At 71.6% G+C, this 12,073-nt stretch carries 12 protein-coding genes; 7 read left to right on the top strand and 5 right to left on the bottom strand.

The genetic code is table 11. The annotated features are described in order from the left end of the window. Nucleotides 1-152: 152 nt before the first annotated feature. On the bottom strand, nucleotides 153-1,103 hold the full coding sequence (gene mdh / locus ABD52_RS33225; protein ID WP_030269434.1) for a malate dehydrogenase: 951 nt from the start codon (nucleotides 1,101-1,103) through the stop codon (nucleotides 153-155). A 98-nt stretch (nucleotides 1,104-1,201) separates the two neighbouring features. Next, nucleotides 1,202-2,065: a bifunctional methylenetetrahydrofolate dehydrogenase/methenyltetrahydrofolate cyclohydrolase gene (locus tag ABD52_RS33220; RefSeq protein WP_047894341.1), complete on the bottom strand. Its 864-nt coding sequence runs from the start codon at nucleotides 2,063-2,065 to the stop codon at nucleotides 1,202-1,204. 390 nt (nucleotides 2,066-2,455) lie between these two features. On the opposite strand from ABD52_RS33220, the gene ABD52_RS33215 reads away from it, so the two are divergent. The 5 genes from ABD52_RS33215 (at nucleotide 2,456) to ABD52_RS33195 (ending at nucleotide 8,114) form a co-directional block, all read left to right on the top strand. After that, a complete protein-coding gene (locus ABD52_RS33215; protein ID WP_013288501.1) occupies nucleotides 2,456-4,054 on the top strand; it encodes an ABC transporter substrate-binding protein in 1,599 nt (532 codons plus the stop codon). Nucleotides 4,055-4,143: 89 nt separating this feature from the next. Beyond that, a complete protein-coding gene (locus ABD52_RS33210) occupies nucleotides 4,144-5,082 on the top strand; it encodes an ABC transporter permease (RefSeq protein WP_013473620.1) in 939 nt (312 codons plus the stop codon). A gap of 18 nt (nucleotides 5,083-5,100) precedes the next feature. Beyond that, the gene (locus ABD52_RS33205) at nucleotides 5,101-6,057 is read left to right on the top strand and encodes an ABC transporter permease (RefSeq protein ID WP_047894340.1); all 957 of its coding nucleotides are present in this window, start codon (nucleotides 5,101-5,103) and stop codon (nucleotides 6,055-6,057) included. Between the two features lie 7 nt (nucleotides 6,058-6,064). After that, complete coding sequence (locus ABD52_RS33200; RefSeq protein ID WP_013288504.1) at nucleotides 6,065-7,102, top strand: ABC transporter ATP-binding protein; 1,038 nt, start codon at nucleotides 6,065-6,067, stop codon at nucleotides 7,100-7,102. Then, nucleotides 7,086-8,114 carry an ABC transporter ATP-binding protein gene (locus ABD52_RS33195; RefSeq protein ID WP_013288505.1) on the top strand — a complete coding sequence of 343 codons (1,029 nt, stop codon included), beginning with the start codon at nucleotides 7,086-7,088 and terminating at the stop codon, nucleotides 8,112-8,114. Before ABD52_RS33200 ends, ABD52_RS33195 begins: the two co-directional genes overlap by 17 nt. Before the next feature lie 63 nt (nucleotides 8,115-8,177). Here the strand turns inward: ABD52_RS33195 and ABD52_RS33190 are convergent, their stop codons facing one another. The 3 genes from ABD52_RS33190 to purN all read right to left on the bottom strand — a co-directional run bounded on the left by ABD52_RS33190 (nucleotide 8,178) and on the right by purN (nucleotide 10,966). After that, on the bottom strand, nucleotides 8,178-8,627 hold the full coding sequence (locus ABD52_RS33190; protein ID WP_013288506.1) for a hypothetical protein: 450 nt from the start codon (nucleotides 8,625-8,627) through the stop codon (nucleotides 8,178-8,180). A gap of 147 nt (nucleotides 8,628-8,774) precedes the next feature. Beyond that, nucleotides 8,775-10,349, bottom strand: coding sequence for a bifunctional phosphoribosylaminoimidazolecarboxamide formyltransferase/IMP cyclohydrolase (gene purH, locus ABD52_RS33185; RefSeq protein ID WP_013288507.1), 1,575 nt, complete (start codon nucleotides 10,347-10,349; stop codon nucleotides 8,775-8,777). Then, a complete protein-coding gene (gene purN / locus ABD52_RS33180; protein ID WP_013288508.1) occupies nucleotides 10,346-10,966 on the bottom strand; it encodes a phosphoribosylglycinamide formyltransferase in 621 nt (206 codons plus the stop codon). The genes purH and purN overlap by 4 nt, the downstream gene beginning before the upstream one ends. A 178-nt stretch (nucleotides 10,967-11,144) precedes the next feature. On the opposite strand from purN, the gene ABD52_RS33175 reads away from it, so the two are divergent. Next, the gene (locus ABD52_RS33175; RefSeq protein WP_013288509.1) at nucleotides 11,145-11,441 is read left to right on the top strand and encodes a CD225/dispanin family protein; all 297 of its coding nucleotides are present in this window, start codon (nucleotides 11,145-11,147) and stop codon (nucleotides 11,439-11,441) included. 34 nt (nucleotides 11,442-11,475) lie between these two features. Continuing rightward, nucleotides 11,476-11,994, top strand: a complete 519-nt coding sequence (locus ABD52_RS33170) for a DUF4190 domain-containing protein (protein ID WP_047894339.1) — start codon at nucleotides 11,476-11,478, stop codon at nucleotides 11,992-11,994. Nucleotides 11,995-12,073 lie beyond the last annotated feature (79 nt).

Genomic DNA, 12,073 nt, shown 5'->3' with positions numbered 1-12,073 from the left:
CCCCCACCCCCCACCCCGTCGATCATGAAGTTGACGGCGGAATTGGAGATCGACTACGCCGTCAACTTCATGATCGACGGGGAGAACCGCGGGTGGGACGGCAGAAGGCCCGCCGGCGGAGCCGGCGGGCCTTCGACGCTGTGGGACGGGCGTCACATGCTGGCGACGTCGCCCTGCTTGGCGCGGACGGCCTCGGCGGCCTCCTTCAGCGCGGCCAGCTCGTCGGCGTCCAGGTCGGTCTCGACGACCCGCTTCACGCCCTCGGCGCCGATCTCGGCCTCGACGCCCAGGTAGACGCCGGAGATGCCGTACTCGCCGTCGACCCAGGCGCAGACCGGCATGACGGCGCCGGAGTCCTCGGCCACTGCCCTCGCCATCCGGGCCGCGGCGGCGGACGGGGCGTAGTACGCCGAACCGGTCTTGAGCAGCGCGACGACCTCGGCGCCACCGTTGCGGGTCTTGACGACCAGCTCCTCGATCTGCTCGGCCGGCATGACGTCACGCAGCGGCTTGCCGTTCACCGTGCTCTTGGACGGCACCGGGACCATGGTGTCGCCGTGCGAGCCGAGCGTCAGGGTCCGTACCGACTTCACCGGTACGCTCAGCGCCTCGGCGACGAAGTTGGTGAAGCGGGCGGTGTCCAGCATGCCGGCCTGGCCGAGCACCCGGTTCTTGGGGAACTGGGTGGCGAGCTGGGCCAGCGCGGTCATCTCGTCGAGCGGGTTGGACACCACGATGACGACGGCGTTCGGGGCGTACTTGGCGACGTTCTCGGCGACCTGCCGGACGATCTTGGCGTTGGTCTCCAGCAGGTCCATCCGGCTCATGCCCGGCTTGCGCGGCAGGCCGGCGGTGATGACGACGACGTCCGAGCCCTCGATGGCCTCGTAGCCCTCGCCGTTCGGGCCGGTGGTGACGCCGACGACCTTGGTCTCGAAGCCCTCGACCGCGCGGGACTGGTTGAGGTCGAGCGCGAGACCCGCCGGCTTGCCCTCCACGATGTCGGTGATCACGACGGTGTCGAAGACGTCGTACTCGGCCAGGCGCTGTGCGGTGGTCGAGCCGTAGAAGCCGGCGCCGACGACAGTGACCTTCTTACCCATGGTCGTCCCACTCCCTGATACCAGTCGGTTTTCCGGACCGTATCAGCCATCCTGGCACCGATCGGGTCAGGGGCGGACGGTTATGACCTGGGTGGGTGTCAGGCGGTCCGCTCGGCCCGTTCGACCACGTTCGTCAGCAGCATCGCCCGGGTCATCGGGCCGACGCCGCCGGGCATCGGCACCAGCTTGCCCGCGACCTCGGCCACCTCCGGGTCCACGTCGCCGGTGTAGCGGCCCTTGCCGTCCTCGCCGATGACCCGGGTGATGCCGACGTCGACCACTGTCGCGCCCGGGTTGATCATGTCGGCGGTGAGCAGCCCGGGCACGCCCGCGGCGACGATGACGACGTCGGCTGCGCGGGTGTGCGCGGCCAGGTCGAGCGTGCCGGTGTGGCAGAGCGTCACTGTGGCGTTCTCGCTGCGCCGGGTCAGCAGCAGGCCCAGCGGGCGGCCGACCGTGTTGCCCCGGCCGACGACAGCCACGTTCGCGCCGCGTAGCGGCACGTCGTGCCGGCGCAGCAGCTCCACGATGCCGCGCGGGGTGCAGGGCAGCGGCGCGTCGTACCCGAGGACGAGCCGGCCCAGGTTGACCGGGTGCAGCCCGTCGGCGTCCTTGTCCGGGTCGATCGACTCCAGCGCGCGCTGGGTGTCGAGGTGCCCGGGGAGCGGGAGCTGGACGATGTAGCCGTGGCAGGCCGGGTCGGCGTTCAGCTCGGCCAGCGCCGCGTCGAGCTGCTCCTGGGTGGCGTCGGCCGGCAGTGCGACCCGCAGCGAGGCGATGCCGACCTCGGCGCAGTCACGGTGCTTGCCGTTGACGTACGCCTGGGAGCCGGGGTCCTCCCCGACCAGCACGGTGCCGAGGCCGGGGGTGATGCCGCGTTCCGCGAGCGCCTTCACCCGGGCCCGTAGCTCGTCCTTGATCTCCGCCGCGGTGGCCTTGCCGTCCAGGATCGTCGCCGTCACGTCGTGATCGTCTCACGGCTGCGGGCGGGCCCGGACGACGACGGCCGACGATCACGCTGCGCAACGTGCCTTAACTCACGGAGAGTGACCAGTCACCGTGACGCGGCGGCCCTGACACGCCCGGACGGGCAGGGACCGGACAGGCGGACCGGACGTCGCAGACGCGCTTGACCGACCTCGAACGGACCACCAGGGGCGAATAAAAGGCCAGGCAGAGGCGGGGTTTAGCACGCGCGGACGACAGCGGCAAGGCCCGCCGAACACGATCTGTCATCAGTTGACCACGCACTAGTTGTCGACGGGCCGGATCGCGACCTACCGTTACCGCTCGTTGCGCAGAGTCACCCAGCGCCGGGACGACCGCGCAGCGTGAGGAGATGAGGAGACTCCATGCGTGTTCGTAGGCTCGCGGCCTGGGCCGCGCTCCCGCTCGCGGTGACGCTCGGCCTGACGGCCTGCGGCTCGGGCGGTGGCGGCGGCGGTGCCGGCGACTCCGATGCGGCCGTGCGGATCGAGATCGCCGAGCCGCAGCACCTCGTGCCCACCAACACCAACGAGACGAGCGGCTCCCAGGTCCTGTCGGCCCTGTTCAGCCCGCTCGTCGACTACGACGAGGCGAACAAGCCGCACGAGGTGGCGGCCGACTCGGTGACGACGTCCGACAACAAGGTCTGGACGGTCAAGCTGAAGCCCGGCTACACGTTCCACAACGGCGAGAAGGTCACCGCCGACAACTACATCGACGCCTGGAACTACGGCGCGTACGCGCCGAACGGCCAGAACTCCAGCTACTTCTTCGAGAAGGTGGCCGGCTACGACGACCTCCAGGGCGAGAGCCCGAAGGCGACGACGATGAGCGGCCTGAAGAAGGTCGACGACCTGACCTTCACCGTGACGCTCAGCCAGCCGTACGTGGACTTCAAGTCCATGCTCGGCTACACCGCCTTCTACCCGCTGCCCAAGGCGGCCTTCTCCGCCCCGGGCGTGCTCGCCGAGGGCTACGAGCAGGCGCCGATCGGCCAGGGCCCGTTCAAGATGAAGGGCAGCTGGCAGCACGACGCCAAGGTCGAGGTGGAGCGCTACGACGCGTTCCCGGGCCAGCAGCCCAAGGTCGGCGGCGTCGAGTTCCGCATCTACCAGCAGCCGACCGCGGCGTACGCGGACGTGCTGTCGGACAACCTCGACGTGATCAAGACGATCCCGACCGAGAACCTGTCGACCGCCTCGACCGACCTGGGCGACCGCTTCCAGCAGAGCCCGGCCTCGTCGCTGCAGGTGCTGGCCTTCCCGACGTTCCAGGAGGAGTTCAGCAAGCCCGAGGTGCGCAAGGCGATCTCGATGGCGATCGACCGGGACGAGATCACCAAGTCGATCTTCAAGGACTCGCAGCAGCCGGCTCGCTCGTTCGTCTCGCCGGTGGTCGCCGGTTACCGGGAGAACACCATCGGCACGGCGGGCGCGTTCGACCCGGTCAAGGCCAAGGCCATGTACGAGGCCGCGGGCGGCCCGAAGAAGATCGAGCTGTCCTACAACGGCGACGGCGGCCACAAGGACTGGATCGACGCCACGTGCAACCAGCTCAAGGCCAACCTGGGTGTGGAGTGCGTGGGCACCGCCGAGCCGAAGTTCGCGGACCTGCTGACCAAGCTCAAGCAGAAGCAGCCGGTCGGCCTGTTCCGGATGGGCTGGGTCATGGACTACCCGTCCATGGAGAACTACCTCGGCCCGCTGTACAGCACCACCGGCTCGTCGAACTACTACGGCTACAGCAACCCGGAGTTCGACAAGCTGCTCGCCGAGGGCGCCCGCGCGGCGACCGAGGACGAGGCGATCAAGAAGTACCAGGCGGCGGAGGACCTGCTCGCGCAGGACATGCCGGTGATCCCGCTGCGGTACGGGCAGAACAACTTCGGCCACTCGACCAAGGTCAAGAACGTCCACGTGGACCTCTTCGACCGGGTGGATCTGCTGAAGATCGAACGCGCCTGACACCCCGCTGACGGGCCGGGCCACCCCCACCGGGTGGCCCGGCCCTCGCATTGGCACGTATTCAGCCTGGTTTCGGCAGACTTGCCAGCATGCTCCGCTTCATCCTGCGGCGACTGCTCCAGATGGTCCTCGCCTTCTTCGGGACCACGCTGATCGTCTACGCGTTGATGTTCGCCGGGCAGGGCGACCCGATCCAGGCCCTCGCCGGGGAGCGGCCGGTGACCGCCGCGCAGCGGGCCTACCTGACCGAGAAGTACCACCTGGACGCGACGGGTGTCGGTGGCTTCTTCTACCGCTACTTCGACTACCTGGGCGGCCTGGTCCAGGGTGACCTCGGGCAGTCGCTGACCGGGCGGCAGATCAGCGACATCCTCGCTGCCGCCTGGCCGGTCACCCTGAAGCTCGCGGTGATCGCGATGGCCGTGACGGTGATCTTCGGGGTCACCGCCGGCGTGATCGCGGCCATCCGGCGCTCCGGCGTGTTCGACCACGCCACGCTCGTGCTCACGCTGCTGGTGCTCGGCATCCCCACCATCGTGCTGGCCCCGCTGGCGCAATACTTCCTCGGCGTACGCTGGCCGATCTTCCCGCCCACCGCCGGAGCGCAACCCTCCTTCTACGCGTTGCTGCTGCCCGGCATCGTGCTCGGCTCGTTGTCGCTGGCCACCGCGCTGCGGCTGACCCGGACCTCGGTGACCGAGAACCTGCGCGCCGACTACGTCCGCACCGCCCGGTCCAAGGGCCTGCGGCGACGCCGCATCGTCGGCGTGCACGTGCTGCGCAACTCGCTCATCCCGGTGGTCACCTTCCTCGGCGTCGAGCTGGGCAACCTGATGGGCGGCGCGATCATCACCGAGGGCGTGTTCAACGTCCCGGGCGTCGGCTTCAACCTGTTCCGCGGCATCCGCACCGAGGACGGCCCGCTTGTGGTCGGCATCGTCAGCGTGCTCGTCGTGGTCTACCTGCTGTCCAACCTGGTGGTGGACGTGCTCTACGCCGTCCTCGACCCGAGGATCCGCTATGAGTGAGCACAGCGAGGTGCCGCAGTGAGCGACTTCGAGACGGTGGCGGCTACCGAGAACCAGGCCGCGCGACGCGGCGTGTCAGGCGAACCGGGCACGCCCGGGCGGGCCGGGCGGCCGGACCGGGCCCGCAGCCTGGCCGGTGACGCCTGGCGGGACCTGCGCCGCAACCCGGTCTTCTGGATCAGCCTGCTCCTGGTGGTGCTGGTCGCCGCGATGGCCGTGGCACCCGGGCTGTTCGCCGCCAACGACCCGCGCGACTGTGTGCTGTCCCGGCAGCACGCCGGGCCGTCCGGCGGGGCGATCTTCGGGTACGACTTCCAGGGCTGCGACACGTTCGCCCGCGCGGTCTACGGCGCCCGCGCCTCGCTGCTCGTGGGCGCGTTCTCCGCGCTGATCACCGGCGTGATCGCGCTCGTCGTCGGCATGCTCGCCGGCTACTTCGGCGGGTGGGTCGACGCGGTGCTGTCCCGGGTGATCGACATCGTGCTCGGCATCCCGCTGCTGCTCGCCGCGATCGTGCTGCTCAAGCGCGTGAGCACGAGCGGCGAGACGGTACGCCTGTTCGCGGTGATTTTCGTCCTGGCGCTGCTCGGATGGACCACCGCGGCCCGGGTGGTCCGCTCCTCCGTGATCACCGCCCGGGAGCAGGACTACGTGGCCGCCGCCCGGATGCTCGGGGCCGGCAACGGCCGGATCATGTGGCGGCACATCCTGCCGAACGCGCTCGCCCCGGCCATCGTGGTGCTCACCATCGCGCTCGGGTCGTTCATCGCGGCCGAGGCGACGCTGAGCTTCCTCGGCATCGGCCTGAAGGCGCCGACCATCTCCTGGGGCATCGACATCGACGCCGGCCGGGTGCACATGCGCGAGTCGGCGACACCGCTGATCGTGCCGTCGACGTTCCTCGCCCTGACCGTGCTCGCCTTCATCATGCTCGGCGACGCGATCCGCGACGCCTTCGACCCGAAGCTGCGGTGACTTCCCCATGACGCAGAACGCGGTCCGGCCCACGCCGGCCTCACCCACGCCGCCCGGCGGGCACCTGCTGGAGGTACGGGACCTGCACGTCGAGTTCCGTACCCGGGAGGGCGTGGCCCGGGTGATCAACGGGGTGACGTACCACCTGGACGCCGGTGAGACGCTCGCGGTGCTGGGCGAGTCCGGCTCCGGCAAGTCCGTCACCGCCCAGGCGATCATGGGCATTCTGGACACCCCGCCCGCGTACGTGCGCGCCGGGCAGATCCTCTACCAGGGGCGGGACCTGCTCACCCGCCCGGAGGAGGAGCGCCGGCAGATTCGCGGCGCCGAGATCGCGATGATCTTCCAGGACGCGTTGTCGGCGTTGAACCCGGTCTTCCCGGTCGGCTGGCAGATCGGCGAGTCGCTGCGCGAGCGGGCCGGGATGTCGCGGGCCGACGCGCGCAGGCGCACCGTCGAACTGATGGACCTGGTCCGGATCCCGGCCGCGGCGAAGCGGCTCGGCGACTACCCGCACCAGTTCTCCGGCGGCATGCGGCAACGCGTCATGATCGCGATGGCGCTGGCGCTGGACCCGAAGGTGCTGATCGCCGACGAGCCGACCACCGCGCTGGACGTCACGGTGCAGGCGCAGATCATGGACCTCCTGGCCGACCTGCGCCGGGATCTCGGCATGGCGCTCGTCCTGATCACCCATGACCTGGGCGTGGTCGCCGGTGTCGCGGACCGGATCGCGGTCATGTACGCGGGCCGCATCGTCGAGCACGCCGACGTGCATGCGCTGTACCGGGCGCCGGCCCACCCGTACACGAAGGGGTTGCTGGAGTCGATCCCGCGCCTGGACGTGCGCGGCCAGGCGCTGTCCAGCATCCGCGGGCTGCCGCCGAACCTGATGGCGATCCCGTCCGGCTGCCCGTTCCACCCCCGGTGCCCGTACGTCCAGCCGGTCTGTGTGGACGAGGTGCCGCACGACCTGGTGCTCGGCGACGGGCGGACCAGCGCGTGCCACTTCGCCCAGGAGGTGCACGATGACCGCGACGGCTGAACCCGCCAAGGTGCGCGGCGAGACGATCCTCGCCGTCGACCAGCTGGTCAAGCACTTCCCGATCAGCCAGGGCGTGCTGTTCAAGAAGACCATCGGCCAGGTCAAGGCGGTCGACGGCGTCTCGTTCGAGCTGCGGCGCGGTGAGACGCTCGGCGTGGTCGGCGAGTCCGGGTGCGGCAAGTCCACGCTGGCCCGGCTGCTCATGCGCCTGGAGACGCCGACCGCCGGGCGGGTCACGCTGGAGGGGCGCGACCTGCTCCGGGCGGCAGGGGCGGACCTGCGCCGGCTGCGGCGGAACATGCAGATGGTGATGCAGGACCCGTACACCTCGCTGAACCCGCGCATGACTGTCGGCGACATCATCGGCGAGCCGTTCGAGATCCACCCGGAGGCGGCACCGAAGCGCAGCCGGCGGCAGCGGGTGCAGGAGCTGCTGGACGTGGTCGGGCTCAACCCGGAGCACGTCAACCGCTACCCGCACCAGTTCTCCGGCGGTCAGCGGCAGCGCATCGGCATCGCCCGGGCGCTCGCGCTGCGGCCCGAGATCATCGTCTGCGACGAGCCGGTGTCGGCCCTGGACGTCTCCATCCAGGCCCAGGTGATCAACCTGCTGGAGCAGCTCCAGGACGAGCTGGGGCTGTCGTACATCTTCATCGCCCACGACCTGTCGGTGGTCCGGCACATCTCCGACCGGGTGGCGGTGATGTACCTGGGCCGGATCGTGGAGATCGGCACCGAGGAGCAGATCTACCAGCGCGCGACCCACCCGTACACCCAGGCGCTGCTGTCGGCGGTGCCGGTGCCCGACCCGGAGGCCCGCGACCGGCGGACCATCATCCGGCTCACCGGCGACGTGCCGAGCCCGGCCGAGCCGCCGTCCGGCTGCCACTTCCGGACCCGCTGCTGGAAGGCCGAGGAGGTCTGCGCGACGCAGGACCCGCAGGCGGTACCGCGCGCGGCGGACCCGCACCCCAGCGCCTGCCACTTCGCCGAGGTACGCACCGAGGCGTGACGACGAAGGCCCCGTCCCCCGGAGGAAGAGGGGGCGAGGTGCGGGCTGCGGGTTCGGTGCGGCTCAGGCGGCCGGCGGGGCGCGCGCGGCGAGCGGGCCGCGCGGCGGCAGCGGCACGACAGGCGGCCGGGGGGCGGGCACGACCGGCTCCGGCACCGCCGGACCGGCCACGCGCGGGAGCGCGGCCGGGGCCAGGTCGTCCGGTCCGTCGGCGTAGCCGAGACCGCCGCCGTGGTCGTGCCACGGCCCGGCGGCAAGCTCCGACCAGGAGATTCGGGGGTACGCGGCACGCAGCGCGGCCGGGCTCGTTCCGCTCGCCGAGGCGGCGGCCGGCGCGGCGGCGAGCGCTTCGGCGGGTGGTGCGACGTCGGGAGCGGGCCGCGCGGCGGCGAGCGCTTCGACGATCGGGGCGACGGCCGGTGCGGTGACGGCGGGTGCGGCTGCCGCTCCCAGTCCGGCCAGGACGAACGCCAGCGTGACGACGACGGCGGTCAACCGGTCGCGAACGCGCATGGCACACCTGCCGGGCTCACAGACAGCGGAGACGCTCGATCGTCGCCGCGCACACGCTAGCAACCGCCTCCCGCGGCGGGCAACGGCACGACGTCCGGGTGCGTCAGTCGTCGGACGGACGACCGACGCACCCGGAGGCCGGACTCGTCAGTGGAAGAAGTGCCGGGTGCCGGTGAGGTACATGGTCACGCCGGCCGCCTTGCAGGCCGCGATGGTCTCCTCGTCCCGGATCGATCCGCCCGGCTGGACGATCGCCCGCACCCCGGCGTCGATGAGGATCTGCGGACCGTCGGCGAACGGGAAGAACGCGTCCGAGGCGCAGACCGAGCCGCGGGCCCGCTCGTCACCGGCCCGGCTGACCGCCAGCCGCGCCGAGTCCACCCGGTTGACCTGGCCCATGCCGACACCGACGGTGGCGCCGTCGCGGGCCAGCAGGATCGCGTTGCTCTTGACCGCGCGGACCGCCCGCCAGGCGAACGCCAGGTCGCGCAGCGTCGCCTCGTCGGCCGGGTCGCCGGTCGCGAGCGTCCAGCCGGACGGGTCGTCGCCGGGCGCGTCGACGGCGTCCCGCGTCTGCACCAGCACGCCACCGCTGACCTGCCGCCACTCCGCGGGCCGCACGGCGAACTCGGGCGCCCGCAGCAGGCGGAGGTTCTTCTTGGCCCGCAGCAGCTCCAGCGCGTCCGCGTCGAAGCCGGGCGCCACGAGCACCTCGGTGAAGATCTCCGCGACCTGGCCGGCCATCGCCGCGTCGACCGGCCGGTTCACCGCGATCACGCCGCCGAACGCGGAGACCGGGTCGCAGGCGTGCGCCTTTCGGTGCGCCTCGGCCACGTCCGCACCGACGGCGATGCCGCACGGGTTGGCGTGCTTGATGATCGCCACCGCCGGCTGGTCCGCGAAGTCGTTGGCGGCCCGCCAGGCGGCGTCCGCGTCGACGTAGTTGTTGTAGGACATCTCCTTGCCGTGCAGCTGCTCGGCCTGGGCCAGCCCGGCCGGCGCGCCCGGGTCGGTGTAGAGCGCCGCCGCCTGGTGCGGGTTCTCGCCGTACCGCAGCACCGCCTGACGGCGCAGTGCCAGCCCGGCGAACTCCGGCCAGCCGTCCTCGGCCGGCGACACGGTGGTGGCGAACCAGTCGGCCACCGCGACGTCGTAGTCGGCGATGTCGGCGAACGCGCGGGCCGCCAGCGCCCGGCGCCGGGCCGGCGTGAAGCCGCCCTCGGCGAGCGCGGCCACCACCGCCGGGTACGCGGCCGGGTCGGTCACCACCGCCACCGAGGCGTGGTTCTTCGCCGCGGCCCGCACCATCGCCGGACCGCCGATGTCGATCTGCTCGACGCACTCGTCGGTGTCGGCGCCGGAGGCGACGGTGGCCTGGAACGGGTACAGGTTGGAGACCAGCAGGTCGATGCCGGCGATGCCGTGCTCGTCGAGCTGCGCGGCGTGCGCGTCCTTGCGCAGGTCGGCGAGGAGGCCGCCGTGGATCTTCGGGTGCAGCGTCTTGACCCGCCCGTCGAGGATCTCCGGGAAGCCGGTGACCTGCTCGACCGGCGTCACCGGCACCCCGGCGCCGGAGATCGTCGACGCGGTGCTCCCGGTCGACACGATCTCCACGCCGGCCTCGTGCAGGGCGCGGGCCAGCTCGGCCAGGCCGGTCTTGTCGTAGACGCTGACCAGCGCGCGCCGGATCGGGCGGCGGCCGGCGTCCTCAGTGGCGTTCACGGGATGGTGACCTTTCTGCCGGTGATCGTCCAACCTTCACGGACCAGGCGGCCGACCTGCTCGACGAGCTGGCGCCGCTCGGCGGACTTGATGCGCTCGGTGAGCGTGTCCTCGTCGTCGTCGTCCTGCACCGGCACGGCGACCTGGGCCACGATCGGGCCGGTGTCCATGCCGGCGTCGACGAAGAACAGGGTGGCCCCGGTGACCTTGACGCCGTACGCCAGCGCGTCGCGGGGGCCGTGGATGCCGGGGAACGCCGGCAGCAGCGTGTTGTGCGTGTTGAGGTAGCGGTCGCCGAACGCGGCCAGGAACTCCGGGCCGACCAGCTTGAGGAACCCGGCGCTGATGACCAGGTCGGGCCGGTGCTCGGCGACCCGCGCGGCGAGCGCCTTGTCCCAGTCGGCGCGGGTGGGGTGGTCCTTGACGCGCTCGACGAAGGACGGCACACCGGCTGCGGCGGCCCGGTCCAGGCCGGCGATCCCGTCCCGGTCGGCGCCGACGGCGACCACCCGGGCGCCGTACCCGGGGTCGGCGGTGGCGTCCAGCAGCGCCTGGAGGTTGCTGCCGGAACCGGAGACGAGGACGACGAGGCGGGCGACGGACGCGGGCTCGGTCACCGGGCAACCCTATCGGGCAGGTCAGGCGGCCCGGCCGCGGGGCGGCGGCTCATCGGGTGACCTCCCCGGTGGCGTGATCGCGGTACGCTGCCGGTCGCCCGGTGTCCGGCCCCGTGCCCGGCCCGCACCCCCAGTGAACCCGGCACGCCGCGTGCCACCGGACCGAGGAGTACTTCGAATGCAGCCCGGATACCCCCCGCAGCAGCCGCAGCAGATCGACAACAACATGACGATGTCCATCGTCGCGATCTTCCTGTTCTGGCCGCTCGCGATCCCGGCCATCATCAACGCGTCGAAGGTCAACCCGCTGATCCAGCAGGGTGACTACGCGGGCGCCCAAGCCGCCGCCGCCGAGTCCAAGAAGTGGTCCAAGTGGGCCCTCATCGTCGGCCTGATCTGGATCGGCATCATCGTGGTGGGATGTTGCCTCCTCGGCGGCCTTGCTGGTCTCGCCGGCAACAGCGGCAGCAACTGACCGACAACCCGAACCGATCTGAGGAGCACCAGACATGCAGCCCGGTTACCCCGGACAGGACCCGTACGGCCAGCAGCCGAACCAGGACCCGAACGCGCAGCCGCACGACCCGTACGCGCAGCCGCCGCAGGCCCCGCAGTACGGCCAGCAGCCGACCTCGGGCCAGCCGTACGGCCAGCCCACGTCGGGTCAGCCCGCCTACGGCCAGGACCCGTACGCGCAGCAGCAGCCGTACGGCGCCGCGCCGCAGTACCCGGCCGCCGGCTACCCCAGCGGCCCGGGGCAGGGCCAGAACAACACCATGGGGCTGGCCGGCATGATCGTCGGCATCGCGTCGATCGTGCTCGGCCTGTGCTGCCCGCTGCTGGGCGTCCCGGCCGGCATCGTCGCCGTCGTCCTCGGCGTGCTGGGCCAGAAGAAGGTCCAGGCCGGTGAGGCCAGCAACGCCGGCCAGGCCCGGGCCGCCCTGATCTGCGGTGCCGTCGGCGTGGTCGTCGGCATCGTCAGCGCCATCGCGGGCGCGGCGATCAACATGAACAACTTCGGCGCCTGACCGGCGTCCGACGAGGGGCGTCCACCATCCGGTGGGCGCCCCTCTCGCGTTCCCGAGCCGCGCCGCGATGGCGCTGACG

The organism is Micromonospora sp. RV43, assembly GCF_001029515.1.
GTDB classification, from domain to species: domain Bacteria; phylum Actinomycetota; class Actinomycetes; order Mycobacteriales; family Micromonosporaceae; genus Micromonospora; species Micromonospora aurantiaca.
Note: the sequence above shows the minus strand (reverse complement) of the source record. Positions and strands in the feature narration are given on the sequence as shown.

Coding starts and splice junctions, on each gene's coding strand:
- mdh (WP_030269434.1), bottom strand. CDS start 1,103: ATGGGTAAGAAGGTCACTGTCGTCGGCGCCGGCTTCTACGGCTCGACC.
- ABD52_RS33215 (WP_013288501.1), top strand. CDS start 2,456: ATGCGTGTTCGTAGGCTCGCGGCCTGGGCCGCGCTCCCGCTCGCGGTG.
- ABD52_RS33210 (WP_013473620.1), top strand. CDS start 4,144: ATGCTCCGCTTCATCCTGCGGCGACTGCTCCAGATGGTCCTCGCCTTC.
- ABD52_RS33200 (WP_013288504.1), top strand. CDS start 6,065: ATGACGCAGAACGCGGTCCGGCCCACGCCGGCCTCACCCACGCCGCCC.
- ABD52_RS33195 (WP_013288505.1), top strand. CDS start 7,086: ATGACCGCGACGGCTGAACCCGCCAAGGTGCGCGGCGAGACGATCCTC.
- ABD52_RS33190 (WP_013288506.1), bottom strand. CDS start 8,627: ATGCGCGTTCGCGACCGGTTGACCGCCGTCGTCGTCACGCTGGCGTTC.
- ABD52_RS33175 (WP_013288509.1), top strand. CDS start 11,145: ATGCAGCCCGGATACCCCCCGCAGCAGCCGCAGCAGATCGACAACAAC.
- ABD52_RS33170 (WP_047894339.1), top strand. CDS start 11,476: ATGCAGCCCGGTTACCCCGGACAGGACCCGTACGGCCAGCAGCCGAAC.